At 57.1% G+C, this 24,910-nt stretch carries 23 protein-coding genes; 5 read left to right on the top strand and 18 right to left on the bottom strand.

Annotation, left to right across the window (positions count from 1 at the left end):
• Positions 1 to 28: 28 nt before the first annotated feature.
• From KIH86_RS29220 to KIH86_RS29205, 4 genes are all read right to left on the bottom strand, one after another.
• Positions 29 to 925 carry an FMN-binding protein gene (locus KIH86_RS29220; RefSeq protein ID WP_223081399.1) on the bottom strand — a complete coding sequence of 299 codons (897 nt, stop codon included), beginning with the start codon at positions 923 to 925 and terminating at the stop codon, positions 29 to 31.
• 419 nt (positions 926 to 1,344) lie between these two features.
• On the bottom strand, positions 1,345 to 1,704 hold the full coding sequence (locus KIH86_RS29215; protein ID WP_223081400.1) for a FlxA-like family protein: 360 nt from the start codon (positions 1,702 to 1,704) through the stop codon (positions 1,345 to 1,347).
• A gap of 148 nt (positions 1,705 to 1,852) precedes the next feature.
• Positions 1,853 to 2,749, bottom strand: a complete 897-nt coding sequence (locus KIH86_RS29210; protein WP_223081401.1) for a DMT family transporter — start codon at positions 2,747 to 2,749, stop codon at positions 1,853 to 1,855.
• Complete coding sequence (locus KIH86_RS29205; protein WP_223081402.1) at positions 2,739 to 3,974, bottom strand: multidrug effflux MFS transporter; 1,236 nt, start codon at positions 3,972 to 3,974, stop codon at positions 2,739 to 2,741. The genes KIH86_RS29210 and KIH86_RS29205 overlap by 11 nt, the downstream gene beginning before the upstream one ends.
• 210 nt (positions 3,975 to 4,184) lie before the next feature.
• Between KIH86_RS29205 and KIH86_RS29200 the strand changes: the two genes are divergently transcribed.
• The gene (locus tag KIH86_RS29200; protein ID WP_223081403.1) at positions 4,185 to 6,179 is read left to right on the top strand and encodes a glycosyltransferase family 39 protein; all 1,995 of its coding nucleotides are present in this window, start codon (positions 4,185 to 4,187) and stop codon (positions 6,177 to 6,179) included.
• Between the two features lie 277 nt (positions 6,180 to 6,456).
• The gene (locus KIH86_RS29195; RefSeq protein ID WP_223081404.1) at positions 6,457 to 8,817 is read left to right on the top strand and encodes a putative bifunctional diguanylate cyclase/phosphodiesterase; all 2,361 of its coding nucleotides are present in this window, start codon (positions 6,457 to 6,459) and stop codon (positions 8,815 to 8,817) included.
• A gap of 298 nt (positions 8,818 to 9,115) precedes the next feature.
• Here KIH86_RS29195 and KIH86_RS29190 read toward each other — a convergent pair whose 3' ends face one another.
• From KIH86_RS29190 to KIH86_RS29175, 4 genes are all read right to left on the bottom strand, one after another.
• Positions 9,116 to 9,724 (bottom strand): alpha/beta hydrolase, encoded by a 609-nt coding sequence (locus tag KIH86_RS29190; RefSeq protein WP_223081405.1) that lies wholly within the window; start codon positions 9,722 to 9,724, stop codon positions 9,116 to 9,118.
• Positions 9,721 to 10,671, bottom strand: a complete 951-nt coding sequence (locus KIH86_RS29185; RefSeq protein ID WP_223081406.1) for a ring-cleaving dioxygenase — start codon at positions 10,669 to 10,671, stop codon at positions 9,721 to 9,723. Before KIH86_RS29185 ends, KIH86_RS29190 begins: the two co-directional genes overlap by 4 nt.
• Positions 10,672 to 10,712: 41 nt before the next feature.
• Positions 10,713 to 11,108, bottom strand: a complete 396-nt coding sequence (locus KIH86_RS29180; RefSeq protein ID WP_223081407.1) for a DoxX family protein — start codon at positions 11,106 to 11,108, stop codon at positions 10,713 to 10,715.
• A 176-nt stretch (positions 11,109 to 11,284) separates the two neighbouring features.
• Positions 11,285 to 11,761: a MarR family winged helix-turn-helix transcriptional regulator gene (locus tag KIH86_RS29175; RefSeq protein WP_223081408.1), complete on the bottom strand. Its 477-nt coding sequence runs from the start codon at positions 11,759 to 11,761 to the stop codon at positions 11,285 to 11,287.
• A 206-nt stretch (positions 11,762 to 11,967) separates the two neighbouring features.
• Between KIH86_RS29175 and KIH86_RS29170 the strand changes: the two genes are divergently transcribed.
• The 3 genes from KIH86_RS29170 (at position 11,968) to KIH86_RS29160 (ending at position 14,057) form a co-directional block, all read left to right on the top strand.
• Entirely contained in the window at positions 11,968 to 12,684 is a 717-nt protein-coding gene (locus tag KIH86_RS29170) for a futalosine hydrolase (protein ID WP_223081409.1), read from the top strand.
• An 8-nt stretch (positions 12,685 to 12,692) separates the two neighbouring features.
• Positions 12,693 to 13,532 carry a 1,4-dihydroxy-6-naphthoate synthase gene (locus KIH86_RS29165; protein WP_223081643.1) on the top strand — a complete coding sequence of 280 codons (840 nt, stop codon included), beginning with the start codon at positions 12,693 to 12,695 and terminating at the stop codon, positions 13,530 to 13,532.
• Between the two features lie 237 nt (positions 13,533 to 13,769).
• Positions 13,770 to 14,057: a hypothetical protein gene (locus KIH86_RS29160; protein WP_223081410.1), complete on the top strand. Its 288-nt coding sequence runs from the start codon at positions 13,770 to 13,772 to the stop codon at positions 14,055 to 14,057.
• Between the two features lie 197 nt (positions 14,058 to 14,254).
• Here the strand turns inward: KIH86_RS29160 and KIH86_RS29155 are convergent, their stop codons facing one another.
• The 10 genes from KIH86_RS29155 to KIH86_RS29110 all read right to left on the bottom strand — a co-directional run bounded on the left by KIH86_RS29155 (position 14,255) and on the right by KIH86_RS29110 (position 24,777).
• Positions 14,255 to 14,578, bottom strand: a complete 324-nt coding sequence (locus KIH86_RS29155; RefSeq protein WP_223081411.1) for a PTS fructose-like transporter subunit IIB — start codon at positions 14,576 to 14,578, stop codon at positions 14,255 to 14,257.
• Positions 14,579 to 14,629: 51 nt separating this feature from the next.
• The gene (locus KIH86_RS29150; protein ID WP_235775682.1) at positions 14,630 to 15,697 is read right to left on the bottom strand and encodes a PTS fructose transporter subunit EIIC; all 1,068 of its coding nucleotides are present in this window, start codon (positions 15,695 to 15,697) and stop codon (positions 14,630 to 14,632) included.
• Complete coding sequence (locus KIH86_RS29145) at positions 15,690 to 16,154, bottom strand: PTS sugar transporter subunit IIA (protein WP_223081412.1); 465 nt, start codon at positions 16,152 to 16,154, stop codon at positions 15,690 to 15,692. Before KIH86_RS29145 ends, KIH86_RS29150 begins: the two co-directional genes overlap by 8 nt.
• Positions 16,138 to 18,183 (bottom strand): BglG family transcription antiterminator, encoded by a 2,046-nt coding sequence (locus KIH86_RS29140; RefSeq protein WP_223081413.1) that lies wholly within the window; start codon positions 18,181 to 18,183, stop codon positions 16,138 to 16,140. Before KIH86_RS29140 ends, KIH86_RS29145 begins: the two co-directional genes overlap by 17 nt.
• 211 nt (positions 18,184 to 18,394) lie before the next feature.
• On the bottom strand, positions 18,395 to 20,440 hold the full coding sequence (locus KIH86_RS29135; protein ID WP_223081414.1) for a chemotaxis protein CheA: 2,046 nt from the start codon (positions 20,438 to 20,440) through the stop codon (positions 18,395 to 18,397).
• 14 nt (positions 20,441 to 20,454) lie between these two features.
• Entirely contained in the window at positions 20,455 to 20,880 is a 426-nt protein-coding gene (locus KIH86_RS29130; RefSeq protein ID WP_223081415.1) for a chemotaxis protein CheW, read from the bottom strand.
• 40 nt (positions 20,881 to 20,920) lie between these two features.
• Positions 20,921 to 22,492, bottom strand: a complete 1,572-nt coding sequence (locus KIH86_RS29125; protein WP_235775681.1) for a methyl-accepting chemotaxis protein — start codon at positions 22,490 to 22,492, stop codon at positions 20,921 to 20,923.
• Between the two features lie 382 nt (positions 22,493 to 22,874).
• Entirely contained in the window at positions 22,875 to 23,330 is a 456-nt protein-coding gene (locus KIH86_RS29120) for a GNAT family N-acetyltransferase (RefSeq protein WP_223081417.1), read from the bottom strand.
• Between the two features lie 30 nt (positions 23,331 to 23,360).
• Positions 23,361 to 23,894, bottom strand: a complete 534-nt coding sequence (locus KIH86_RS29115; protein WP_223081418.1) for a hypothetical protein — start codon at positions 23,892 to 23,894, stop codon at positions 23,361 to 23,363.
• Positions 23,884 to 24,777 (bottom strand): methyltransferase, encoded by an 894-nt coding sequence (locus KIH86_RS29110; protein ID WP_223081419.1) that lies wholly within the window; start codon positions 24,775 to 24,777, stop codon positions 23,884 to 23,886. Before KIH86_RS29110 ends, KIH86_RS29115 begins: the two co-directional genes overlap by 11 nt.
• Positions 24,778 to 24,910: the final 133 nt, after the last annotated feature.

Below are 24,910 nucleotides of genomic sequence, written 5' to 3'. Positions count from 1 at the left end.
AATTGCGGGAGACCCGGTGCCGTCCGTATTACTCTTCAATCTTGATGGCGGCAGGCGACGTATCGCCGATCTCCGCCATATCATCGAGCGCATATTCCACCAGCGCCTTGAAGTTATTGGAGGAGGTCGTCGCCCCGCTTACAGCGTCCACAGAGCCGATCTGCTGCTTATCGATCAGCTGCTTCTCCAGTTCCTCCGTATATTTGGCCGGATACGTCTTGCTCTTGGCCTCCATCGCCGCCTTGTAATCCGCATCCTCGGTCTTCAGCTTGCCATCCTTGTTCACATAGTCGAACTGGACGCCTGCAATTTGATGATCCTTGATTTCAAGATCCAGCTGCGGCTTCCAACCATGGTCGTCGAACGCATCGGCGCTTACCTTATATGTTCCGTCCTCGTACAGCGGCACAACGGCAGCCGCGGTATCCCCGGCCTTCGCCTTCTCCAGAGCGGCAGCAGCCAGCTCGTTAAAGTTTCTGGAGGAGTGCGTCGCTCCCGAGACGGCATCCACTTCAGCGTTCTGCGAAGCAACCAGCTCCTCCCCGAGCTTGTCGAACGCTTCGCGCGGCGTAAATTTGTTGGCTGCGGAGAAGCCTTTGATATAAGCTTCGTTCTTGCTTCTCAGCTCGCCCGCATCATTGGAATAGTCATAGTAGGCTTTGGTGATTTTGCCTCCCTCAACCGTGAGCTCTACATAAGCTTTCCAGTTCCGCACATCGTTGCGGTCATACTGGGCCTTGTAGACGCCGTCCTTGAAGGCACCCTCGGCCGTAGCGGCGGAAGGCGCCGCCGTTGCCGCTGCGCTCTCCGCCGGCTTGACGCTCGGCTCAGCGCTGGACTTCGACGCATTATTGCTGTTCCCGCAAGCGGTCAGACCTATCGCCATCATCAGAGCGAGCGCGGCCCATGCTGTTGTCTTCTTCATACTCCAATCCCCCCGTTTGTTAGAGTCGTGCATAACCATACTAACATTGCCGGAGTCTATTCATGTATGCGCTTTCTTTCACAAAACCCATAAATTTTTTCGATTGTTAAAAAGACGCCACATTTGCAAATTACAGAAAACCGCCTACATGTCCCGGATCAGGAAGATGCAGACGGTTCTTGGCGGTATTGGAGAAGGTGGATGCGGGAAGTTTATTCATTCTTGAAGCGGCCGGTTAAGCCCTCCCCCGGTCCTACAGGCCCGACATTCTGCTGGAAGCTAGCAGCTCATCAACATTGGCTTTTTGCCTCCATAGTGCGATTTCAAAGCTGGAATCCATCGATCAGCATGATACGATCTATCTATGTATTGCGTGGCCCCTCATCAACGGCCTCTTATCACTCCAAGCCGCCGGCCCGTTATACGCGAGCGTCGAAGTGCCCTTCGCTGTCCGTAGTCGCTGTCTTGGCGGCCTCCGCATCCAGCACCTGGCTTGATCCCGACGCTTCGCTTATTTCCGCCGATTTCCCGGAGGCGTTAGCGGCTTCTTGCTGCTTCAATTGGGCGATCTGGGCATCCAGCAGCTTAATCTGCATAGTAAGCTGCTGCTGCTTCAATTGCTTGGTCTTTTCATCCTCTTTGCTGGAATCCAGCTTCTTGAGATCGTCCTCCAGCTTCGACTTCTGCTTCTCCAACTGGGCTATTTGTCTGGATGTGCTGCTCGAGGAGCCTGCCGAACTGCTGTAGGACTGCACCGATGTGGCTGATGATATGTTCATTTCAATCCCTCCTTCATGTACTTCTTCCATTATAACCCTTTTTGCATTGGACAAGCTTAAGACGGGCTGAATGTTTGCTTAATGCTTGAGATCCGGCAAGGTTGCGTGAAAAAATGAGCCGCTCTCACACGGGAGACCGGCTCTGTACCTACAGGTCATGCGTTTTCGCTGTCTTCTCTCCGGGCTTTCGCACGCGCCCGCTAATCAGAGCGATTCCCGCCAGAATGACCGCGAGACCTGCTACAGTCGTCAAGTAGATGCTCTCTTTCAGAAAAAGAGCGCCCCAGAATATGCCGAACACCGGCACCAGGAAAGTCACGCTGACAGTCTTGACAGGCCCGATGCTTGCGATCAGCCGGAAGTAGAGCAGATAGGCGAAAGCGGTGCAGACCAGTGCAAGCGCGAGGATGGACAAGATGACGAGAGCGCCCGGCACCTCCCTCGGAGGCACGGCGGGAAGAAACGGCAGCAGGCATATCGCAGCGCCGAGCTGCTGGCCGGTGGCCACCGTCAGCGGCGGCACGCCCTTGCCAACCCGGGCGGCGTACAGACCTCCGAAACCGTAGGCTAGCGCGGCGCCCAGTGAGAACAGGACGGATACGATCATTGCCCGGTCCAGCGGCTCGGGGCTCCAGCCGACAAGCACGGCAACGCCGCCGAGTCCGAGCACCAGTCCAATCGCCCGGTTCAGGCCCGGCCGCTCTCCGCCTGTCCACCAGGCCGCAAGCGTCGCAAATATCGGTGTAGTCGCATTGAGAATCGCAGCAAGGGAAGCATTCAGATGCAGCTCAGCCGCACTGATCAGCGTAAAGGGCAGCGCGGCGTTCAGCCCGCCGAGGAGCAGATACGCCTTCCAGTTCCCCCGGATATCGAGCTTGATTCCCGCAAGCCGCGCGTACAGCAGCAGAGCCGCCGCGGCTATGGCTACTCTCAGCTCGGTCGTAAGCACGGGACCCAGCACCGGAGAAGAGATTCTCATGAAGAGAAACGACGAGCCCCAGATGAGGGCCAGGAGCACCAGGCCAAACAGATCTTTACGGCCCATCAGCGCCCCTCCTTCTCACCAGCAGGCTGTAGCAGAGCAGCGAGCAGATACCGGCAGCCGCAATAATGGCGGCCATGGGCAGAGCCGTATCGCCGCCGCCCAGACCAACGAGCGGGGAGATCAGCCCGCCTGTCAGAAGCGGCAGAAGGCCGAGCATCGCAGAGGCGCTGCCCGCCCGGTCGCCCTGGTCCTGCATCGCCAGCGAGAACGTGGTCGTGCCGACCATGCCGACGCTGGAGACGACGGCGAACAGGGCCGGCAGCATAAGCGGCAGTCCGGCCGAGGTCAGAATGGCGAACAGGAGCAGCAGACCGCCAAGCGCGCACTGAATGAGCCCCCACACCAACAGCCGGGCTTCACCCAGTCTGCCGGACAGGCGTCCCGCGATCTGGCCGGAGATGATGATGCCGAGTCCGTTGACGGCAAAGATCAGGCTGTACATCTGCGGAGATACGCCGAAAATATTTTGCAGAACAAAGGACGACCCTGATATGTAGGCGAACATCGCGCCATTCACAAAGCTCTGGGACAGAACATACCCCATAAAGGTGCGGTTGCGCAGCAGCTTGCCGAAGGAAGCGACGGTACCGTAAAGTCCGCCATGCGAGCGGCGTTCTGGCGCCAGCGTCTCCGGCAGGCGAAGCCAGATCATGAGGCAGAACAGCACGCCCGCCCCGAACAGCACGAGGAAGACCCCCTGCCAGGTTGTAAACCGGAGCAGCTGGCCTCCGATAACCGGAGCCGCGATCGGCCCCAGGCCGTTGACGATCATCAGCAGGGCGAAGAACCGGGTAAGCTCTGAGCCCGAATACAGGTCGCGGACGGCTGCGCGTGAAATGACAACGCCGACCGAGCCCGACAAGCCCTGGATCAGACGAAGCACGACCAGGACGCCGATGGAAAGGCTGAAGGCGCAGAGCAGCGACGACAGCGCGTATACCGCCATACCAATCATTAGGGGCCGGCGGCGTCCGTACACATCGCTCAGTGGACCGGCAAACAGCTGGCCCAGTGCCAGTCCGATCAGGAAGCAGCTCAGACTGAGCTGGACAAAAGTGGCGGAGGTGGCGAATGATCGCTCCAGCTCCGGGAGAGCGGGCAAATACATGTCGATCGACAGCGGGCCGATCGTGGCGATTGCCCCCAGAATGCCCGCAAGCTGAAGTCTCAGCTTTCTGGAGGCCCGGATGGCTTGTACATCCAAAGCGGTTGATTTGATGCTCATCTTCTTATCTGCCTTTCTGCTGCAGCCGGCGCGCTAGGCCGGGTATTCTGAAAATCCATATTTCTTCATACTACCCGAAGCCCGTCCTGAAATTCAATGAGAATTCAATGAGAGTTCAATGAGAGTTCAATAAGAACTTCCAGGATTCAGGATATCTTAAGCTATCGCCTGTATAATAACCCCAGCACTTGGATAAGAGGAGTGAAAGCTGTGAATGGGATTAGACAGCATAAATGGATCGCCGGCCTGTCGCTTGTGCTGGCGGTAAGTCTTGGCATCCTGATATACTCGCTCGCGCATGTGGACGGAAGCACAGCCGGCAGTTCGCCATCCGGGTTTCAACAGGGGGGCAGACAAGGAGGCTTCAGCCCCGGCGGAACGGAAGGCGGCTTCCAGGGCGGAAGGCAGGGCGGATACCGGCAAAATACCGCGCCGGGCGAGGCGGCGGACAGCTCGCAGAGCGGCGCAGGATTTCAAGGTGGAGCAGCGAACCTGCAGGGCGGCACAGGCGCTGGTTCGCCTGGCGCGGGTGCGAGCGGCTCGCAGAGTGGCGCAGGCGCGCCAAACGGAGTCGGCGGAGCGCAAGATGCAGCGACTGACTCGCTGAGCGCCGCAGGCTCCCAAAGCGGGTCAGCCGATCCGCAGAGCGGCTCCGGCTCACAGAGCCAGCAGGGCATCGCTTCCGGCAGCGGCACGCCAGGGGATTCCGGCAGCTCGGCTTCCGGCGGGCCTGCGGGCTTCGGCGGCGAAGCAGGCGCGCAAGGCAATAACGGCCAGAATCAGAATCCGGGCGGCGCAAGCGGCTTCTCCCGCCAAGGCGGCATGAACGGCGGCTTCAGCGGCCGTCAGAGCGGAGGCTTCGGTGGCGGCTTCGGCAGCGACGGCCAGTACGGCACGGCGCTGGCCATCTACGCGGCGCTCTTCGCCGGACTGCTGGGCGCAGCCTTCTACTATGCCCGCAAAGGCAAGTTCATCATCGGCGAATCCCGCAAGGGAACCGTCGTCCTGCTGCTGCTGGCGGCCGGATTCTGCCTGAAGCTGGCGGCGGCTCCCTGGATCTCCGGCTACCGTGGAGATATCCGCTTCTTCACCACCTGGGCGGAAGCGGCGGCCAAGGGACTCGGAAGCTTCTACGAGAACAGCTCCAGCGATTACCCGCCGCTGTATATGTACATTCTGTGGGCGACAGGCAAGCTCGTGACGCTGCCGCATATCGAGCCTTATCTGCTTACGCTGATCAAGCTCCCCTCGATCATTGCGGACGCAGTCACCGCCTTCCTGCTGTACAAGGCGGCCTCCCGCTTGCTCAAAGCGGAGACGGCAGTACTGATTGCGGTCTTCTACATGTTCAACCCGGCCGTATTGATCAACGCCACATTCTGGGGACAGGTCGACTCTTTCTTCACCATGATTGTGGCCGCCGCCATCTGGGCGCTGTGCAGCCGGAAGCTGGGCTGGGCTTCCCTGTTCTTCGCGCTGGCGGTATTGATGAAGCCGCAGGGCATCATTTACACGCCGGTGCTGCTGTTCGCGCTGCTGACAGCGCGATCCATCGGCCCGTGGCTGAAATCCGCCGCGATTGCGGTCGCTGCCGCGGTTGTCGTGGCGCTGCCCTTTACGGGAAGCCGAAGCCCGATGTGGCTGTACGACCTCTATACCGGAACCGTGAACGAGTACCCATACGCTTCGGTGAACGGCTTCAACCTGTTCGGGCTTCTCGGGGCGAACTACAAGGACTCGTCGTCGACGTTCGTCATTTTCAGCTATCACGCCTGGGGCATGATCTTTATCGTTCTGGCTACGCTGCTGTCGGGCTGGCTCTACCTCCGAAGCCGGAAGGTGGCGTTCGCTTCCCTCTCGGCCCTGCTGCTGATTGCCGGAGTATTCACCTTCTCGTCAAGCATGCACGAACGGTATCTGTTCCCGGCAGCGGCTCTGGCGCTCCTGGCCTACGGCCAGCTTAAGGACAGACGGCTTCTGTGGCTCGCCTTCGGCTTCAGCGCCACGATCTTCATGAATACTTACGCCGTCTATTACGGCTATACAAGCACCGACGGCCATGTCGGCTTCCTGATGTTCTTCTCGGCGCTGCTTAACATCGCCATGTGCGTCCTGCTGATCAAAATCATGCTGGATGCGTCGCGGCATACAGCGCAGGATGCCGATGCCGGACACTCGATTGCGGAAGTGCCGGAGCACGCGTAACAAACCTGTTCCAGAACCGGTTTCACCTCTCAGAGGCGGGACATGACGGGCAAATGCCCGGTCATGTCCTGTTTTTTTATGCGTCATATCTCATCCCTGCTTCCCTGCCGTTATCAATGCTCAACCCTTATCTGGAGTCAGAAGACCACTGAGCATAAATGCTATGTAAAAAGATTAACAAAAATTGTTATCTTTCTATCCATTCTTCCATACAAAAAGACGATATAGACAGTAGAGCTTGTCCAGTGATTCAGCCTTATCTGCGAGGTGTGCTGCTATGTCCGGTTGGCTGTATCTGCTTTCCCTGCTATGCTTCATGATTCCGACAGGGTTCTTCTTTTATATTGCGGTCGAGACCGGTCTTCGCAACCGCACCGCCCTGAACCGGCTTTATTCCGGATTGTTCTACACGATCATGGTATTCTTTCTGGCCGATGCGCTGATCAATCTGATCCCGGCCGAATTTGCCCCGGCCGTAACGATCTGGATGAAGCTGGTCCCGGCCTTATTAATGATGTCATTTTCGATACATCTCATTATGCGAATGACGGACCGTTTTGATCATTGGTCAAGGGCACGAATTGTATTATTCGGCTATTCGCCTGCATTCTGCGCCTTGTTTCTGATTATGCCCTCCTCCTATGTGTATGTCGACGTCACACAAAGGGGGCCGTGGACCGATGTGATGCCAAGCCCCGCAGCATTCAATGCCGTGATGGTATCGGCGGTCTATACGTTTGGCGCCTGCCTCTACTTTCTCTATCAGGGCATGACCTATGTAAAACGCAGCGGGCTAACCCAAAAACGCAAACAGCTGCGACTGCTTCTGCTGGCATATCTCTACGGCGGGATCTCCGGTATAGGGCTCGTCAGCTTCAACCCATATTTTATGACCTCCGAAAGCTTCAACATGCCTGAACCGAGCACGCTTGGCTTGATTCTGTTCGCCTTCATGATCCGTTACGGGATGGTCCGCTACGAGCTTCTGCCTACCATCGAACGAAAATACAAGGTGCTGTACGACCGTTCCCCCATCGCCATCGTGCTGCTGAACCGGTACGGACGAATCATCGAGGCCAATTCCGCCGCGCTGACGCTGTTCGGACTGCGGGAGGCTGACTTCCTGCACCAGAAATTTGAGCGGCTGGCCCCTCCCTATGAACAAGGCAGCCTTGCGGGGGACCGGGATAAGGAGAACTTCCGGATAACCTCGGTATCCGGCAGCAAGCCCCGAATCCTCCAGACCGAGCACGAAAGGATCGAGTCGGGCGGAGAGCCCTTTGAATACGTATTGATACGGGACATAACAGACCACATCAAGGCGGAGGAACGCATCATCTACATGGCCTACAACGATCCGCTGACCGGCCTTGGCAACCGCAGAAAATTTCAGGAGGCGCTCTCGGATCTGCTGGCGATGGGGGAGCAGGACGGAGAAACTGTCAGTCTGATTCAACTTGATCTTGATTACTTCAAAGACCTGAACGATGCCCGGGGGCATCATGTCGGCGACCTGCTGCTGCAGCATGTCGGATGTGTCCTTTCGCGGAGCGCCGCATCGGCCCGGCTCATATCCCGATTGGGCGGAGATGAATTCGCGCTCCTGTTCAAAGGGACTCAGCGGGAGATTGCCGAAGAGACCTGTGTAGCCATTTTTAAAGGATTGAAAGAGCCTTTTGTCTATATGCAAGAGTCGTTTACCGTGTCGGCCAGTATTGGCATCTGCCTGTCCCGGCCGTACGCCTCTAGCCCGGAGCAGCTGCTTCAATACGCCGATTTGGCGCTAAATGAGGCCAAGCGGCACGGCCGCGGACAGTACCGCATGTTCACGGAGGAGCTTAAACATAGGCAGGAAAACCGTTTAATACTCGGCCAGGAGATAAAGGGCGCTTTGAGGGAGAACCGGTTCAGACTGTATTTTCAGCCTCAGATCGACTTGGCAACCGGGGGGATTTGGGGCGTGGAAGCCCTGGTCCGCTGGATTCAGCCGGACGGGTCGGTTCTGCCCCCCTCCGTGTTCATCCCCTATGCGGAAGAATCGGGACTTATCGTGCCGCTCGGACGGCGGGTTCTGGAGAAAGCTTGCCGGATAGGAAGCTCCTGGCTCCAAGCGGGAAGAGATGAGCTTGCGATCTCTGTCAATGTATCCAATAAAGAGCTGGCGGCCGGCGATTATGTGGAGGACCTGAAGGCCATTCTTGCCGAAACCGGGTACCCGCCCCGGCTCCTGCAGCTGGAGGTAACAGAGAGCACCCATATGGTTCAGAGGGAGCAGCAGCTGCGGCAGTTCCGCGAGCTGGCCGACATGGGCATTCAATTGGCGATGGACGACTTCGGCACCGGCTATTCGACCTTCTCGGTTATTCAAAGCCTGCCGTTCCAGGTATTTAAAATCGACAAGTCCATGATTGACGGGATTGACGGCAATTCCAATGCCCGCAACATTGTCCAGGCGATGATTGTGATGGCTCACAGCCTGAACCAGCAGGTTGTCGCCGAAGGCGTGGAGACCGCCGGTCAGGCCGAAGTTCTTCGGGCATTGGACTGTGACGCCGTGCAGGGCTACTTTTTCAGCCGGCCGCTGCCGCTGGATATGCTGCTCGACTGGATGGACTCCAGGGAAAAAGGAACGGCTTGAAGCGGCCTGTCAGCAGCGCCACAAGTCCACTATACCCGGACTGCCGACCTCCCAAGCCGCTACCACAGCCGCCACAGCCTCATAAGCAGTTCCATCATAATCATGTACCAACCCTTGCAGACACACGCAAAAACGCAGACTCGGGGCAAGCTGTCCCTTGTCTGCGTTCTTTTTATATTAACGGGCCTGGACTTCCAGGCCCCGGATGGGCCAGCACCGCTTGAGATGCTGCCCGGGCAGCCCGGCGGCTCGATCGCTTCAGGGGCTCAATGGCCTCACCGCTCGATCGCATAGCGGCTCAGCGGTTCCGGCGCTCCAGCCACAGCCGGGCCGCTTCGGCTTCGGCGGCGCTCAGCCGGTGGCCCTGATTGCCCCAGTGAACGGTTACTTCCGCGCCCGCTCCTTCGAGAAGCCCCTGAAGCTCCTCCGTCTCCTCCTTACGGATCAACGGATCATTGAGGCCGGCGCCGATGAAGACCGGCGTCCCTTCAAGAGAGGGCAGGTTCATGCCGCGCAGCGGAACCATCGGGTGCAGCAGCACCGCCGATGAGAAGAGGCTGCCGTAATGCATCAGCAGACTGCCCGCGATATTGGCTCCATTGGAATAGCCGACAGCCGTCAGATTGGATGCGTCCAGATTGTACTTGGCCGCAGCCTCATCCAGAAACTGCTTCACTTCATGTGTCCGGAAGACAATATCCTCCTCGTCGAACACCCCTTCCGCCAGGCGGCGGAAGAAGCGGGGCATCCCGTTCTCCGACACATTGCCCCGAATGCCCAGGAGGGCCGATCCCGGTGACAGCATCTCGCCAAGCGGGAGCAGGTCCCGCTCATTGCCGCCAGTTCCGTGGAACAGGACGAGAGTCGGCTTCGAAGCATCGCTTCCGGGCTTGAAGATATGAATCATTGACGCTTCACCTCCAGCTCGCGCACCGTAAAGGGCGCCAGATTGCTCTCGATCGCCGCGCGATGCGGCTCATACCAGGACGGGAGCATAAGCTTCTGTCCGAGCTTATCCGGCTCTTCGTCATTGGCGAATCCGGGCGGATCGGTCGCGATTTCGAACAGGATGCCGCCCGACTCGCGGAAGTAGATCGCGTTAAAGTATTGACGGTCCTGAACCGGTGTCGGGTGGAAGCCCCGGCTTGCCACGAAATCCTGCCATTCCAGCTGCTCCGCATCATCCTTCGCCCGCCAGGCGATATGGTGCACGGTGCCGCTTCCTCCGGCGCCGAGCGGCAACGGATCGGTCTTGATATCGACCACATTGCCCAGAGGACCCGCTGACCGGAAGCGTACATACCCGTCTCCGGCAGCTACACGTTCAAAGCCAAGCGTGTGCACGAGTGCATCCGCGGTGCTCGCAGGAGCTGCACTGTACAGCACAGCCCCGCCGAATCCCTTGATGGCGTGCTCAGCCGGGACGCCGCCGAACGACCAGGTGCTCAGCGGGCCTTCCTCGCGTTCGACCAGTTCAATACGCAGGCCGTCATAATCGGCCAGCGACAAGTACGTCTCGCCGATCCGCTGGGTTTTCGTAACCGGAATGTCATAAGCATTCAGCCGTTCCTCCCAGAAGGAGAGTGAGCCGACGGGGACCGCATACACCGTTACGCCAACCTGCCCGCTGCCGATCCGGCCCTTACGCCCCACAGGAGACGGGAAGAAGGTAATGATCGTGCCCGGCGCTCCGGCCTCATTGCCGAAGTACAGATGATAGACCTCGGGAGCGTCGAAGTTGATTGTTTTTTTCACCAGACGAAGTCCCAGAATGCCTGCATAGAAGTCCGCATTGCGCTGCGCGTCTTGCACGAACGCCGTAATATGATGAATGCCAGCTGTTTGAAGCTTCATGATTTATTCCCCTTTTCCGGCCCGATGGCCACATGATTAAATTAGAACAGCAGATGATCCAGAGACAGCGAGCCCGGACCCGAGAGCGCGATGGCAGCTGCGACTACAAGCAGCGTAAGCGGGTATTCATAACCGTTCGCTGTAGCCCAGAAGCCGTTGCCGGCATGAACCTTCAGCGCTCCCGCCATCGCCAGAACCAGCATCACGGCTCCGACCGGAGTGAACAATCCGAGCGCCAGCAGCAGTCCCCCGCCCAGCTCCAGCACGCCTGCCAGCACCGCCATCGCCACGCCGGGCTTGATGCCGACGGATTCCATCCAGCCGCCCGTTCCCTTAGGTCCGTAACCGCCGAACCAGCCGAACAGCTTCTGAGCCCCATGACCGATAAACGCAATACCAATAAATAACCGAATCAGCAATAATCCTACACTTACCATTTTAGATCGTCTCCATTCTCTTTGATTTAATAATCTTTACTTTAAGATATTAGGCAAAAAAGAAAGCCTTTCTCGCTATCCGCCGTCAGTCTGTCTTCATTCCAGGCGGGATTCCGCTGGTCCCATGCAACCTAGCGTTTCACGGGACCTTATCCTTAGGCCGCATATGCGGCCTGCTAAGCGCCGGCCCCTTTGCCGAGACGCTTTAACATCCCGATCGCCTGCTCCTTCTCCGCCGTATCCAGTCCGCCCATCATTTCATGCAGCGTCGCCACATGCTTCGGAAAGATTTCGTCGAACAGCGCCCGGCCCTCTCCGGTAATCTCGGCATAGGTTACGCGGCGGTCCTCACTGCACGGCACGCGTTTCAGCAGCCCCTTCTTCTCTAGCTTATCGATATTGTAGGTGATGCTTCCACTTGTCACGAGAATCTTCTCGCCGATCTGCTGGAGCGGGATTCGGGTACGGTGGTACAGCACCTCCAGCACCATGAACTCGGCGGAGGACAGCCCGTGGCTCTTCATGTCCTTGACCGCCCGGTCCATCAGGCTCCGGTAAGCTTTGGACAATACGACAAATAGCTTAAGCGATGCCGCCTCATCCCGGCCGCTTGTCTCTTCGGCTACAACCTGCTTCTCATTTGCTTCGCTCATTCCCTCTCACCTCCGCCATTTATCTTTGAATTAATTATCTTTAACTTAAGATAAATATACACCCCGTTATTTCTATTGTCAACACCTTGTTTAAAATTTATGCTAAATTGACCTTGCCCGGCAAAGGGGTGTATCCTTTTCTTCGAAATGCAACCATTATGCATCTATTTATTTATAGAAAGAATGAGCCGAAGGAGGCTTTGTTGATGAACGATGCCAAGGGGCCCCGCCCGGACTATATCGGGCAGCCGTCCGATAGCAGGCTGGAGCCTGAGGCCGGCGTCCTGATCGTCACGGCGGTGGAAGCGGAAGCGGACGCCGTCATGCGCGGGCTCGGCGGCGCGCCCGGCTTCACCGTAATCGCGGCCGGGGCAGGTCCGGCCGCAGCAGCCGCCGGCACGGCCGCGGCCCTTGCCGCCGGCGCCGGACGCTATGCCTGCGTCGTCAGCGCCGGCATCGGCGGCGGCTTCCCCGGCCGCGCCGCCGTAGGCTCGCTGGTCGTAGCCAGCGAGCTGATCTTCGCCGATCTCGGAGCCGAGACGGCAGAAGGCTTCCGCCGCGCCGACGAGCTCGGCTTCGGCCGCGTGCGCTACCCGGCCGACACCGGCCGGGGGGCAAGGCTCGCCGCCGCGCTTGAAGCGGCGGGCCTCCCTGTGAGCACGGGACCTGTGCTCACAGTCTCGACGGCGACCGGCACGGCTGAGACGGCCGCCGCTCTCTCGGCGCGCGTACCCGGCGCGGCCGCCGAGGCCATGGAAGGCTGCGGAGTTGCCGCAGCCGCAGCGGCGCTGAATCTCCCGGTGCTGGAGATTCGCGCCATTTCGAACCCGGTCGGGCCGCGCGACCGGGACGCCTGGCGGATCGGCGAGGCGCTTGCCGCCCTCGCCGCCGCCGGGCCCATACTATCGGAGGTGCTGAAATGACCGCAGAATTGAATATTGCTTACTCGCCATGCCCCAATGATACGTTTGTCTTTCACGCCTGGGCCGCCGGGCTTATTCCCGGTGCGCCCAAGCTGAACGTAACCTATGCCGATATCGACATCACCAACGGCCTCGCCGCCGAAGGCGCGGGGCCGGAGGTGCTCAAGATATCCTATGCCGCTCTGCCCTGGGTGCTGGAGCGGTACAAGCTCCTGCCCTGCGGAGGCGCGCTTGGCCGGGGCTGCGGCCCGCTGCTGCTGACAAGCGGCGGAGCAGGCGCCATCTGTCGTCCGGAAGAGCTGTCAAGGCGGCGGGTCGCCGTGCCGAGCGAACGCTCCACTGCCTATTTGCTGTTCCGCCTATGGGCGGCCAGCCATGTTCCGGGCGGAGTGGGCGAGATCGTCGTCATGCCGTTCCACGAAATCATGCCGGCTGTGAGAGACGGCATCATCGACGCGGGACTGGTCATCCACGAGGCCCGCTTCACCTACTCTACTTACGGCCTTCATATGCTCGTAGATTTGGGAAGCTGGTGGGAGACCGATACGGGACTTCCGATCCCGCTCGGCGCCATTATCGCCCGCCGGGACCTGGACGCCGGAGCTGTCAGCGGCTGGATTCAGGCATCGCTGCGCTATGCGTGGGATCACCCGGAAGCCTCGCAGGATTACGTGCTGAGCCACGCGCAGGAGCTGTCGCCGCAGGTGGCCAGATCACATATCGACCTCTATGTGAACGATTTTACGATGGAGCTGGGCGATAGCGGATATAATGCCATTTCCAGCCTGCTGGACCGTGCGGCCGCTGAAGGGCTTGTTCCCCGGATCGACCCGGCGCTTCTTCGCTAGCCTCTTACTTTTACACCGGGTAATGACCTCACTGATGGCGCAATAGCGAATCAGTGCAAAGCCTGCAAAGCCCCCAATCCCTTGCTGTAAAGGGATTGGGGGCTTTTTCGTCAGGAAGGGAAACTCAGCGGAATACCCTTTCTATCAAAATGTGCGAACAAGCTATGCCATTCGTCGCCGCTTTGCTAGATTTTGAGCATACCATGTACTATCAAACAGCAAAGGAGGTATTCCGAGATGGCTATTCTGTTACCGCAGCAGTTCTTCAATCTCGCAACAGGCGTCGGCAAATCCTACTATGAGAATCTCGCAGGTGGAATCAACGCAGCCGTTACTGTACAGAACAACTCCACTTTCCCTGTCAATCTGGTCATCACCCGCGTCGACGCTCCGGTTATCACCTACACGATTCCCGCTGGCAACAGCCTGACGCTCTCGGTTAAACTGCTTCTTGTCGCCGCTCTGCTCGCTACCGCCGCCGGCCCGGTCTTCGGCTTCATCCAAATCGCCACTTCCGATTTCTAGCATCCTACGCCGCAGCCGCAAGCATTACCCGCAGTTCCCTCCCTCTCGGTGTTCAAACTATCCCTTCCCCGTTCCCTCGGAACGGGGATTTTTTGGTTCACCGGCGATGGCGCTATCGGAGTCACTGCCTTCCGGCTGAAGCCGGGATTCCGCATAACGCTTGCAGCCGCTCGGACCCCTTCTTTCCTATAACGAACTCACTTGGCGTTCAGCTGCTCATATTTTTCACGGAGCTTGCCGATAATCTGATCCGATTTCTTCACCGCATCGGCTACTGCTACCCGGACCACCATCTTGCCCTGGAACCGTTCCTCTCCCTTGATGGAGATATCTTTGGTCAGTACGACAAAGTCGGCTGCTTCAATCTCCTTGGCCGTTAGCGCATCCTCAATGCCCGATCCGCCCTGGGTTTCGACGCGCACCTCCGCTCCGGCCTTCTTGCCGGAAATTTTCAAAGCTTCAGCAGCCATATAAGTATGAGCCACTCCCGAAGGACATGAGGTAACCGCAACAATTTTCATCGGTATCCAACCTTTCTCTGATCATCTATTATTGAATTCAGGACAAAGCGCTTACATTTGTTCAAAATCCAGTTCGATTCCTCCCGCTGCAGAGGCTGATTCATCGGGCGCCTCTTCTTCCGCCCTGCTCTTCTTGAGCGCGTTCACAAGCAGCGCCGTTACGACCGCACCGGCAAGAACGGAAATGATATAGCCTATCCTTCCTTCAACAACCGGGAGCACGATGAGTCCTCCCCAAGGGGCGTGGTTAAGAACACCCAGCGAAAATGCAATAATGTTGCCGACGATCGCACCCGTCATAATGGAAGGAATAACGCGAATCGGATCATTTACGGCGAAGGGAATCGCCCCTTCCGTGATCCCTACACAGCCCATCAGAATGGCCGCCTTGCCTGCTTCTCTCTCTTCGATCGTGTACTTCTTCCGGGAGAGAAAAGTCGCCAGCCCCATCCCGATCGGAGGCGTACAAATGGCGACGCCTACCCCGCCCATCAAATAGGGCAGCTCTTTGACCTGCGTCTGGGCAAAGAGGGTCGCCACTTTGTTGATCGGCCCGCCCATATCGAAGGCGGTCATCCCGCCCAGAATGACGGCCAGAATCGCCTTGCCTGCTCCCGCCATCCCGTTCAGCCAGTCGGTCAGAGAGGACATCAGGATGGCGATCGGTCCCCCGATTCCCCAGACGATAATCCCGCCGACAATTAACGTACCGCATAAAGGATACAGAAAAATGGTGCCCAGTGATCGCAGAGCCGGGGGCAGCTTGATCCGCTTAAGCATACTGACGACGAATCCTGCCAGGAAACCGGCGGCCATGCCGCCCAGGAATCCGGCTCCAACCTGATTGGCCAGCAGTGCTCCGATGGCTCCGGGAGCCAGACCGGGCTTGTCGGCGATCGAATAGGCGATATAGCCTCCAAGGATTGGAATGAACAGTGTAAAGCCGGCGCTGCCGATCTTCGCCAGATCGGCCAGCCAGCCGGTCTCCGGCGTGGCCGCCTTGCCGCTAAGCATGACGGCCAGAGAGAAGATAATTCCTGCCGCGACAATAAAGGGAATCATATGGGAAGTGCCGGTGAGCAGATGCCGTTTGGTGTTGCCCATTATTTTGCTAATCATGGATCAATTCCCCCAGTTCTTGATCTACTAACTTAAGAATGTCCGTCTCTGCGGAGGCATTCCTGAGCTTCTCGCGAAACTCGTCATGCATAAGCTTGCGGGACAGCGCCGTCAGAATCTTCAAATGGAATCCGCTGCTCTCCTTGGGTACTGCAATCAGGATCAGCAGATCCGCCGCTTCGTTCGTCTCTTCATTCCATAGAAGCGGCCGTTTAAGCCTTGCTATGGATACGGACGGAATCAGCACCGTGTCGCTTTTTCCATGCGGCAGTCCCATATCATATCCGATCGCCGTCGGCGAGACCGCTTCCCGGTCCAGTACACTCTGCATAAAAACATCCGCCGAGGCCACCCGGCCGGTTCGCTCCAGGTTATCCGCCAGCAGCGCGATAGCCTCGTCCTTCGTCCCGGCGTCCAGATTGAGCATAATGGTATCAATGCTAATAAGCTTCTTCATTTAGAATTCGATTCTCCATTTCTCTGGTTAATTCGTAAATTTCAATGCCGGTCCGCTTCTGTTGCAATTGCGCGATCCAATCCGTCAGCCGGATGAGCTTCACCAGGGTCTTGAGGGCCGGGATATGCTCCTTCTTATCCTTGCTGGCCAGACACAGAACCGCATGCACGGACTTGGTGCCGAACCGGACGGGACGGGAAGTGCAGATCATGCTGATCCCCGTTCGCTTGATGAGTTCCTCTCCCTTGCCGTGCAGAATGGCGATTGAGCCGTCAATTACCGAATAATGATCCCAGCGATGCATCGAGCGGATGATTTCATCGAGATATGAAGAATGCACACAGCCCTGATTCACCAGCAAACCGCAGGAGATTCGGACCGCCTGCTCCCAGTCGAGCGCTTGATCCACATATTGAACGAACTGGGGCAGCATGAGATCCTGAAGCCGATAGCTCCCCGATATCCGGATTCCCTGGTGGCCCAGATGCTTCAGGAAGACCTGAAAGGCGGCGTCCCTGTCCCGTTCATTCAGAAATTCCAAATCCCTGTACAGCAGGTGATAATCCACATACAGCCGCTTGGGCTGTAATCCCGACCTTTGCAGCGCTTCATCGTCGGCGACCGTGATCAGAGGCTCCACCTGAACCCACGGCTTTGGAAGGCGTTCCTGAATCGGATGGGTGCTCACGATCAGGTCCACTTCATCCCAGCTGCTGCGGTTCATCAGCTTGTGCATCGGGATGGATTCGACGATATGGACCTGATACTTGTTCATAAGCTGGTCTTTAACCAGCGCCGTAGTCCCATAGCCGAATCCGCAGACCAGAAGAACGTGGCTGGCCTCCTGCACAAGCCTTCTCAGGCTGCCGAGAAAATGCACCGCGATCAGGAACAGCCCGGAGCCCGACACCGCCCTTCGCAGCTCCGGGTGTTCCGTAATAATTTCGGACAGAGCCTTAAAGACGAGCCGGTCCTGTTCCGGCAAATGCTCTATGCTCCACCTCGGCTCTTCATACGAAGCCGTTCCGTTCAGCAGAGGCTCGAGATGGTTAATCAGCCCGTTCAGCAGTTGTTCATCCTGTTCAAAGCCGATATGCACACGCTCAGAGACGCTTTCAATGAGTTCAATCGCAAGGCATTCCGCATCCAGCCACCGGCCGACCTGATAAGCAGATGGCTGATGCTTGGAGGAGAGCATGAACTGAATAATTATAGCCCGCGCGTATTCGGACTGGATGGGATGCTCCACGATCTCTCCCAGGCTCTCGAGATGGCCCCCGAACATGATCTCCTCGGATTCGGCCAAATGCAGGTTAGCTCCCAGAGTCTCCGGTATCGGCGCATTTCTGCTCATCATGAACAGCAGGACGACGAGGTGGGCCAGCATCGTTTTATAGGCCGAATCGGTAAGAATGAGCTGAATATTCTCCATCGTTCTCCTCGCCCAGGCATGAAGCTCCGGGGACCAGGGAGACCCGATCGCATCCGACAACATGAGTCCAACCTGCTCTTCGTATACGGTTTGAGGCTCTCTGTATAACAAGGACACAACGGGCCTTAACGCTTCGACGCCAAGTAAATATAACGAGGACGGCGAGCCGTTCAGGCCAAATCCGCGGCGATAGGAAAGCGAAATCCCGGATTCCAGCATCCGTTCCTCAACCGCCTGAAGATCCTTCTTGACCGTTGTCCGGCTAACCTCGAAACGCTGTGCCAGAACACCCAGATGGATCTGCTCCGGGGAGAAGAGAAGCCCGAGCAGCATAAAGCGGGCCCGTTCCTCCGATGTATAGACATACAGATAGGTTTGCAGCAGCACCTCGGGCAGAGGCGAGACCAGCTTCCAGTAAGCGTCCTTGCTTTTCAGAATATAAGGATGACTGGCGCTTTCGAAAATGTTAATCCGGTCAATTTCATAGCGGACAGACCGCTCGGTAAGCCCGAGCTCCCTGGCGATGCTCCGGATGCTCGCTTCATTTTTTTCGTTGAAATACCGGGCAACTTTCAAGGTGCGTTCGGTTACATACATAATCGCAATTCACCTCCTTTGGTTGAAACATTGATGATTGACTTGCTTCCTGTTTATTATATTTAATCCAGCTTTTATATAGCAGATAGCGATTTCGTAATAAGCGCTTACAAGAAGTTTCTCTTCTATTGTCTATCCGTTTCATAAAAAAACAAGAGGCATCCCACGCAGCCATTTCACGGCTTAAGGGACACCTCTGTATGATCAAATATTATCCGTTTACCAGAAACGGCGCTTCCAGAATGAGCGCCACGCTGCCGTTGCCCAGAATGGTAGCTCCCGAGAGATGATTCATTTTGCCGAGGTAAGTTCCCAGCGATTTGATAACCACTTCCTGATTGCCTATGATCTCATCCACGCCGAAGGCGGCGCTCTTCTCCACCGATTTCACAACGACCACAGGGATCGACCTCGCGTTCCGTTCCGTCCGGTGATAATGAAGCTTGTCATGCAGCCAATACAGCGGAACGATTTTGCCGTGATTGATAATGGCTCTCTGGCCCTGAATGCTCTGCACATCATCCGGTGAGATTCTGACGATTTCGGATACATTATACATCGGGATAATGACCAGCCTGCCCGCCACTTTGACGAGCAGCCCCTTGATGATGGCCAGTGTAAGCGGAAGACGGATAGTGAATCTCGTGCCGTCGCCGGGCCGGGTATCAATGTCGATGATGCCGTTCAGTCTGCCGATCTGGCTGCGGACGATATCCATGCCGACGCCGCGTCCGGACACCTCGCTGACCTGGGAAGCGGTGGAGAAGCCGGGCTCGAAGATCAGATTGACAGCCTCCGCCTGGGTAAGACGGGCGGCCTGTTCTTCCGTAATCAGCCCTTTCCGGATGGCGTTGGCCTTGATGACCTCTCCGTCAATACCCTTGCCGTCGTCCTCCAGCACAATTACAACGTGATTCTCCTCATGGAACGAGGTGAGGGAGATGCGGCCCTTCTCCGGCTTGCCGGCAGCGGCCCGCGCCTCCGGGCTCTCGATTCCGTGATCGGCGCTGTTGCGGATCAGGTGAATCAGCGGATCGCCGAGCTCTTCGATAATCGTGCGGTCCAGCTCCGTCTCTCCGCCCTGAATGATCAGATCCAGCTGCTTGCCAAGCTTCTGGGACAGGTCCCTGACCAGCCGGGGGAACCGGCTGAACAACTGGTCGATCGGCAGCATCCGGGTCTTCATGACCCCGTCCTGCAGTTCCTTGATCACCCTGCTCATGTGATCCGAAACGCCGCCGATCGTACCGAGCGCCTGCGCCGGGTCGCTCCGCAGTCCTTCGGCCCGCAGATCGGCCAGCGAGGTCTGGTCGATCAGCAGCTCTCCGACCAGGTTCATCAGGTGGTCGAGCCGATCCACGCTGACCCGGACAGTCTGGGCAGCGCCCTTTCCCGGCTCCCCGCCGGAGGGCGCGGCCTGCCGGCCCGGAGCCTGGGCCGACGCCGGGGCTTGTGCGGGATGTGCAGCCGTTGCCTGTTCGGCGCAAGCCGCTGATGGTGTGGACGCAGCGGCGGCCCCGGCAGTGAACGGCAGGACCTCTGCCGACTGCACATCCGAGAATCCCGACAGCTTGTCCTGCAGCGCTTTGGCCTCCAGCTGCGTCGCGATTACGAAGGCGAACAGCCGGTACGTTTCATCCTCTTCCTCCGTAGCGCCGGTTCCCTGCAGCGAATGCGTCGAGGCGACGACCGTTCCCAGCTCGTCTTCGCTCCGGTTCATCACGATCTGGTATCTCGCCGCCTTCATCAGGCAGTCTCCGACCAGCTCGACCCGGACCTCCAGCAGCGTCCGTCCCGCCGCTGCCTGCTCATCCGCTTTGAGCGTCTCCTCTGGCCCTAGCACCAGCTGCCCCCGCCGCGTCTCCGCCGTGTCCCCGGAAGGCCGGCTGATCAACGATCGGATCTCCGATACGAGCACGGTGAAGTCAGAGAACGGACCGCCCCCGATATATTCGTCCCGGAGTGTCTTCATGGCGTCCAGCGCCCTGAACATCAGGTCGATGAATTCGGAGCCGATGGCGGCGTTATTCTCCCGAACCCATTCCAGCGCGTATTCCACCTGGTGGGTCAGTTCGCTCATTTCACCAAAGGCCATGGTGGATGAGGAGCCTTTGACCGTATGAGCCGAACGGAACAAGGTCTGCACATACTCAGGAGAAGGAGAACGCTCCAGCGAGAGCAGCGTCTGATCCATTCGCTCCAGCTGCTCATTCAGCTCCTCTATGAAAATATCACGGTAAGCCGATAAATCCATCATAATTGCCGTCCCCCCTATCCGCCCAGGATGTCTTCAAGCTTCAGAATCCCGATCAGCCGGTCGTCACGCTGACCGATCCCCTGATAGACTCCCGCATGGGGGATGCCGGTTTGTCCGGTCGGAGGGTGAATCTCCGCATAGGTCGTAACCCGGTTCACTTTGTCGACAATCATACCGACGAACTCCTCCTTGTGACGGACGACGATGATCCGGGTCGCCCTCGTGTACGGCTCATCGGGCATGCCGAGCAGATTCCGCAGACTCATGACCGGAACGACCTTCCCTCTCAGATTGACGACTCCCTTCACCTCATGACGGCTGAACGGAATATCCGTAATGGTGAGCATTTTGATAATTTCATGCACGTCTTCAATGCGCATAGCGCAGGTCTCGGCTCCTACGGCAAGTTCAATATATTGGTCTTGCTGAAGCGAGGTCATAAGCATCCCCCTCAGTGTAAAGATTTATTGTTAGTGAAAGTTAGCGTGTTTTAAATGCCGCCGCTGCTGTTGCCAGCTCCTGGGACAACTGGGCAAGGGATTGGCAGGTTGCCGCCGTCTCCTCAGAGGCAGCCGCCGACTCTTCGCTTGAAGCGGCGATGGACTGAACCGCACCCATGACTTCTGCCGCCTGAGCCGATTCTTCTTCACAGGCTGCGGCGATTTCATTGACCTTGATGGACGAGTCGTTGACCATGCCGATAATCCGTTCGAACGCCTCTCCCGTCCGTGAGGACTGCTGTACGCTCTCGGCGACCGCTTGTACACTTTGCTTCGTATTTTCCTGCATCGCCTTGATAATCGACGTAATCTCCTTCGTCGCTCCCCCGCTTCGCTCGGCCAGCTTCCGCACCTCGTCGGCCACTACGGCGAAGCCGCGTCCCTGCTCGCCCGCTCGCGCCGCTTCGATCGCCGCATTAAGCGCCAGCAGATTCGTCTGCTCGGCAATATCATCGATCACTTCGATAATGTCGCCGATCTTCTGGGAGTCGCTTTCCAGCTGGGCCATCTTGCCGTTGACTGCCTGCATTCCCTTCAGCGAGGCCTCAACAACCGCACCGCCTTCACGCGCCGTCCGCACCGTATCATTGGACAGATCGGCTGCCTCTTCCGCACTGTTGGCCACAGAGTCAATAGCGATAGACAGCTCCTTGAACAGATTGGTAATATCACCCGCAGCAGCAGACTGGCTTGTGCTCGTGCTGGCGATTTCCTGGGTGCTTGCCGAAATCTGCTGCGATGATGCGGCCACACTTTGCGAATTCATGACGATTTCGTTCACCAGCGTTTTCAAATTATCAACCATCCGATTAAGCGCTGATGCCAGCTGTCCCACTTCATCTCTGCTGGATATCGAGACCTGCTCGGTCAAATCGCCGTTCGCCACCTTGGTCGCTACCCCGACCATCTGAAGCAGCGGCTTCGAAATGGACCGGGCGATGAAGGAGCCAATCAGAACGCTGAGAACAATGGCAATAATGATAATGGCTACTGTCACAGAAATGCCTGTTGAATAGTAATTTTGAGTCTCATCATTCGTTGCCGCCGCAATCTGAACGTTCAGATTCAATAATTGATTCAATAGATTGGAAATTTTATCCGTCTGCGGTTTTAAAGACTCCGCTCTGAATTTAAGGAACGCCTCTGAGCCTTGCTCTTTGGCAATCTGTACCCCCTGATTTAGAAGGTCTTTATATATGGAGAATTCCGGGTCCAGACTTTTCAAAATGTTCTGTTCTTCCGCCGTGGCCGCCCGGGGCCGGTACTGTTCAATGTTTTTCTCAATATCCTGAACGGTAGCATTGAGCTCTTTCTCATACTGCTCCTGATCCGACGCTACAGTCGTGGTGCTCAAATCCCGGATCAGCACTCTCGCCTTTTGAAAAGAGACCTGTGCTCCCCCTAAGGTATTCACTGAAATCAGGTTGTTGCTGTACAGCTCAATCGCATTCTTGTTCATGTTCCGCATCGTCAGACTTGAGTAGACTCCCAGCGCTGCCAACAGCAATGCAACGATCAGGAACGCGGAAATAATCTTTGTTACTGTCTTCAAGTTACCAAACCACCGCATACCTTACTCCCCCCGTTTTGCATTATCGCACCCGACCATACAACTTAACTCCCACTACCATTCTATGGAAACCGGGTATCTATAGTCCTTATCGACAATCTTCGTCACATTATGAATATCTATTTTCGCTACATTTATAAAAAAGCTTATTTACAACCCCGGATTTAAGTTCTTTATGCCTAAATACACTAGGCATAAAGAACTACTTATGAACTCTATCCAACCGACTATAATGACTATATAATGAAGCTTTGCATCGGGATCGAGATGGTATTTTTACGAAAGGTAGACAGCAACAAGCCGCTGCGTAAGTACGCAGCGGCTTCACTCATTTGACGGATTGCGAACCAGAGCCTTGTTCCTCCTACTCCTGCAAGCTTATGACGAACCCGGTCTTGACGCCCTTCCGAAAGCCGCAGCTCTCGTAGAATGTGTGGACGCCCTCCATCTTCGATCCCGTCATCAGCATGACCTTGTAGCAGTTCCTCTTCCTTGCATATTCAACCGCATGGTTCAGCGCCAACCGGCCATATCCCAGCTTGCGATACCCGCTGTGTGTCACCACATTCTCGATCAAGCCGAAGGGTCTTGCGCCTCTGGTCAAGTTCAGGGCAACGAGCAGAACGCAGGAAGCGACCAGCACCCCATCCCGCTCCACGACAATAATCTTCATGCCCGGATCGTTCATGATGACATCCCATTGCTCCTGCATCGAGCCGGGTTCCAGCTCGGGATCATCGGGATGGAGATGGCGGTACAACTCAAGAAGCCCGGGGAGCTCCTGGCGGTTAATCAATCGAACTACTGTCTCGTCGGGCATGATATGGAATACCTCCCTGGTTCGTTAATATCACAAATAGCGCTTCAGAATGGCGTCATCCCAAATTTGCGCCTCGATGTACCGTTCCGGTCCCTGCTCGCCGGCCGGGTTCCATTCCTGTGGAAGCCCGAAGCGGCCGATCAGCCCCGGTATTTCATCGCGCGTATAGACCTGCCCCCTGTACTCCCTGCCGTCCTGGAAGCGCATAGCCGGGAACAGATCGCCATAGGTGAAGCTGACGGTCTCCGGGGCAAAATCATCCAGACTGATGACAACTTCCCTCCCCTCCCTGTACCAGCTCTTCACCCAAAGGCATTCGCCGAGTGTCATGTAATGAGGGTAAGGGAGAACGGGTCTGCCGCCCTTCCGGATGAACAGCTCTCTTGCCCGCTGCTCCAGTTCCCGGCGGATTTCCATATAATCGTCTTGCCGACGGCTGGCGAATACATCCCCGTTCGACTTCAATTCTCGGGAGACCGCCCGGGCCTCTTCCCTGGAAAGACTGGAGAGATTGCGGAAGGGTCCCCTTTCCCGCTCATAATAGTGATACAGGTTAATCTTCATCGCAAGGCCGCTCCACCGTACCGAATGTAATCTTCATATTGGGCGCATAAGTTAACCAGGATTCCTCCGTGAACTCCTTGGAGAAGAGCATTTCCGCATCATACTGCCGGCGCGCCTCCTCATGACTCAGGCCCCGCGCGATCAGCTGCGTCACCGTTCGCTGATAATCGCCGGGCTCCTGGCCCAGGCCTTCGATTTTGAGGGAGTGGAACAGTCTGCTCCGGCTCTCCGGGTTCATCCGCTGGTCCAGAAAATTCACCTTGTCGCTCACCCGGCATTCCACATCGCTTAAGCCCAGGCCGCTGAGCAGAATCGGCAGCCGCAGCCCGATGTTCCCGTCCTTACTAGTCCGCTGCGCATCGTTCTCATACAGACGCTGGAGAATGCCGAGATTCACAATCCGGGACTGCGCAGTTCCCTCCAGTTCGTAATTGGACATATTCCCGATCCAGTGGGGCTCGAAGCAGATCACCTTCCCCTGATTCACCACACTGTCAATCATTCTGCCGAGAACGTCCTCCGCATCGGCCATATGAAGCAGGAAAGCATGGCAGACCGCGATATCATAACGCCGCTTGGGCCGAATGTCTTCAACGGAAGCCTCAATGAATTCGGTTTCATAATCCAGCTCCGCAAAAATCTCCCGGGCCTTGGCGATCATATCCCTCCCCTTGTCGATCCCGGTATAGCGTGAGCCCTTCGGGAGAAGGGGCAGCAGCTTCAGCCCCAGGTAGCCGTAGCCGCAGCCGAAATCGATAAGGCTGACCGGCCGGTTGATTCCCCAGACGCCTTTGACCAGAAATTCCAGATAATCATCGTTGTAATACAAACAGCGGGTGCTGTTCAGGTACTCGATCTGCTTATCCCAATAGTAGTCGGACATAGGCGCTCTCCTCTGCATTCGGATTACTTCGTGATGAATTCAGGGCAGCCGGCTGTACTGCCCTTCCTGTTCATCGGCCGCGGCCGATTCCACCCTGCCGGCCCGGGCGGACAAGCGGCGGCCTTGAATTTCG

It is taken from the genome of Paenibacillus sinensis, assembly GCF_019904155.1.
Lineage (GTDB): Bacteria > Bacillota > Bacilli > Paenibacillales > Paenibacillaceae > Paenibacillus_AQ > Paenibacillus_AQ sinensis.
This window is presented reverse-complemented; position numbering and strand designations above follow the sequence as displayed.

Coding starts and splice junctions, on each gene's coding strand:
- KIH86_RS29220 (WP_223081399.1), bottom strand. CDS start 925: ATGAAGAAGACAACAGCATGGGCCGCGCTCGCTCTGATGATGGCGATA.
- KIH86_RS29215 (WP_223081400.1), bottom strand. CDS start 1,704: ATGAACATATCATCAGCCACATCGGTGCAGTCCTACAGCAGTTCGGCA.
- KIH86_RS29210 (WP_223081401.1), bottom strand. CDS start 2,749: ATGGGCCGTAAAGATCTGTTTGGCCTGGTGCTCCTGGCCCTCATCTGG.
- KIH86_RS29205 (WP_223081402.1), bottom strand. CDS start 3,974: ATGAGCATCAAATCAACCGCTTTGGATGTACAAGCCATCCGGGCCTCC.
- KIH86_RS29195 (WP_223081404.1), top strand. CDS start 6,457: ATGTCCGGTTGGCTGTATCTGCTTTCCCTGCTATGCTTCATGATTCCG.
- KIH86_RS29190 (WP_223081405.1), bottom strand. CDS start 9,724: ATGATTCATATCTTCAAGCCCGGAAGCGATGCTTCGAAGCCGACTCTC.
- KIH86_RS29185 (WP_223081406.1), bottom strand. CDS start 10,671: ATGAAGCTTCAAACAGCTGGCATTCATCATATTACGGCGTTCGTGCAA.
- KIH86_RS29180 (WP_223081407.1), bottom strand. CDS start 11,108: ATGGTAAGTGTAGGATTATTGCTGATTCGGTTATTTATTGGTATTGCG.
- KIH86_RS29175 (WP_223081408.1), bottom strand. CDS start 11,761: ATGAGCGAAGCAAATGAGAAGCAGGTTGTAGCCGAAGAGACAAGCGGC.
- KIH86_RS29170 (WP_223081409.1), top strand. CDS start 11,968: ATGAACGATGCCAAGGGGCCCCGCCCGGACTATATCGGGCAGCCGTCC.
- KIH86_RS29160 (WP_223081410.1), top strand. CDS start 13,770: ATGGCTATTCTGTTACCGCAGCAGTTCTTCAATCTCGCAACAGGCGTC.
- KIH86_RS29155 (WP_223081411.1), bottom strand. CDS start 14,578: ATGAAAATTGTTGCGGTTACCTCATGTCCTTCGGGAGTGGCTCATACT.
- KIH86_RS29150 (WP_235775682.1), bottom strand. CDS start 15,697: ATGATTAGCAAAATAATGGGCAACACCAAACGGCATCTGCTCACCGGC.
- KIH86_RS29145 (WP_223081412.1), bottom strand. CDS start 16,154: ATGAAGAAGCTTATTAGCATTGATACCATTATGCTCAATCTGGACGCC.
- KIH86_RS29140 (WP_223081413.1), bottom strand. CDS start 18,183: ATGTATGTAACCGAACGCACCTTGAAAGTTGCCCGGTATTTCAACGAA.
- KIH86_RS29135 (WP_223081414.1), bottom strand. CDS start 20,440: ATGATGGATTTATCGGCTTACCGTGATATTTTCATAGAGGAGCTGAAT.
- KIH86_RS29130 (WP_223081415.1), bottom strand. CDS start 20,880: ATGACCTCGCTTCAGCAAGACCAATATATTGAACTTGCCGTAGGAGCC.
- KIH86_RS29120 (WP_223081417.1), bottom strand. CDS start 23,330: ATGCCCGACGAGACAGTAGTTCGATTGATTAACCGCCAGGAGCTCCCC.
- KIH86_RS29115 (WP_223081418.1), bottom strand. CDS start 23,894: ATGAAGATTAACCTGTATCACTATTATGAGCGGGAAAGGGGACCCTTC.
- KIH86_RS29110 (WP_223081419.1), bottom strand. CDS start 24,777: ATGTCCGACTACTATTGGGATAAGCAGATCGAGTACCTGAACAGCACC.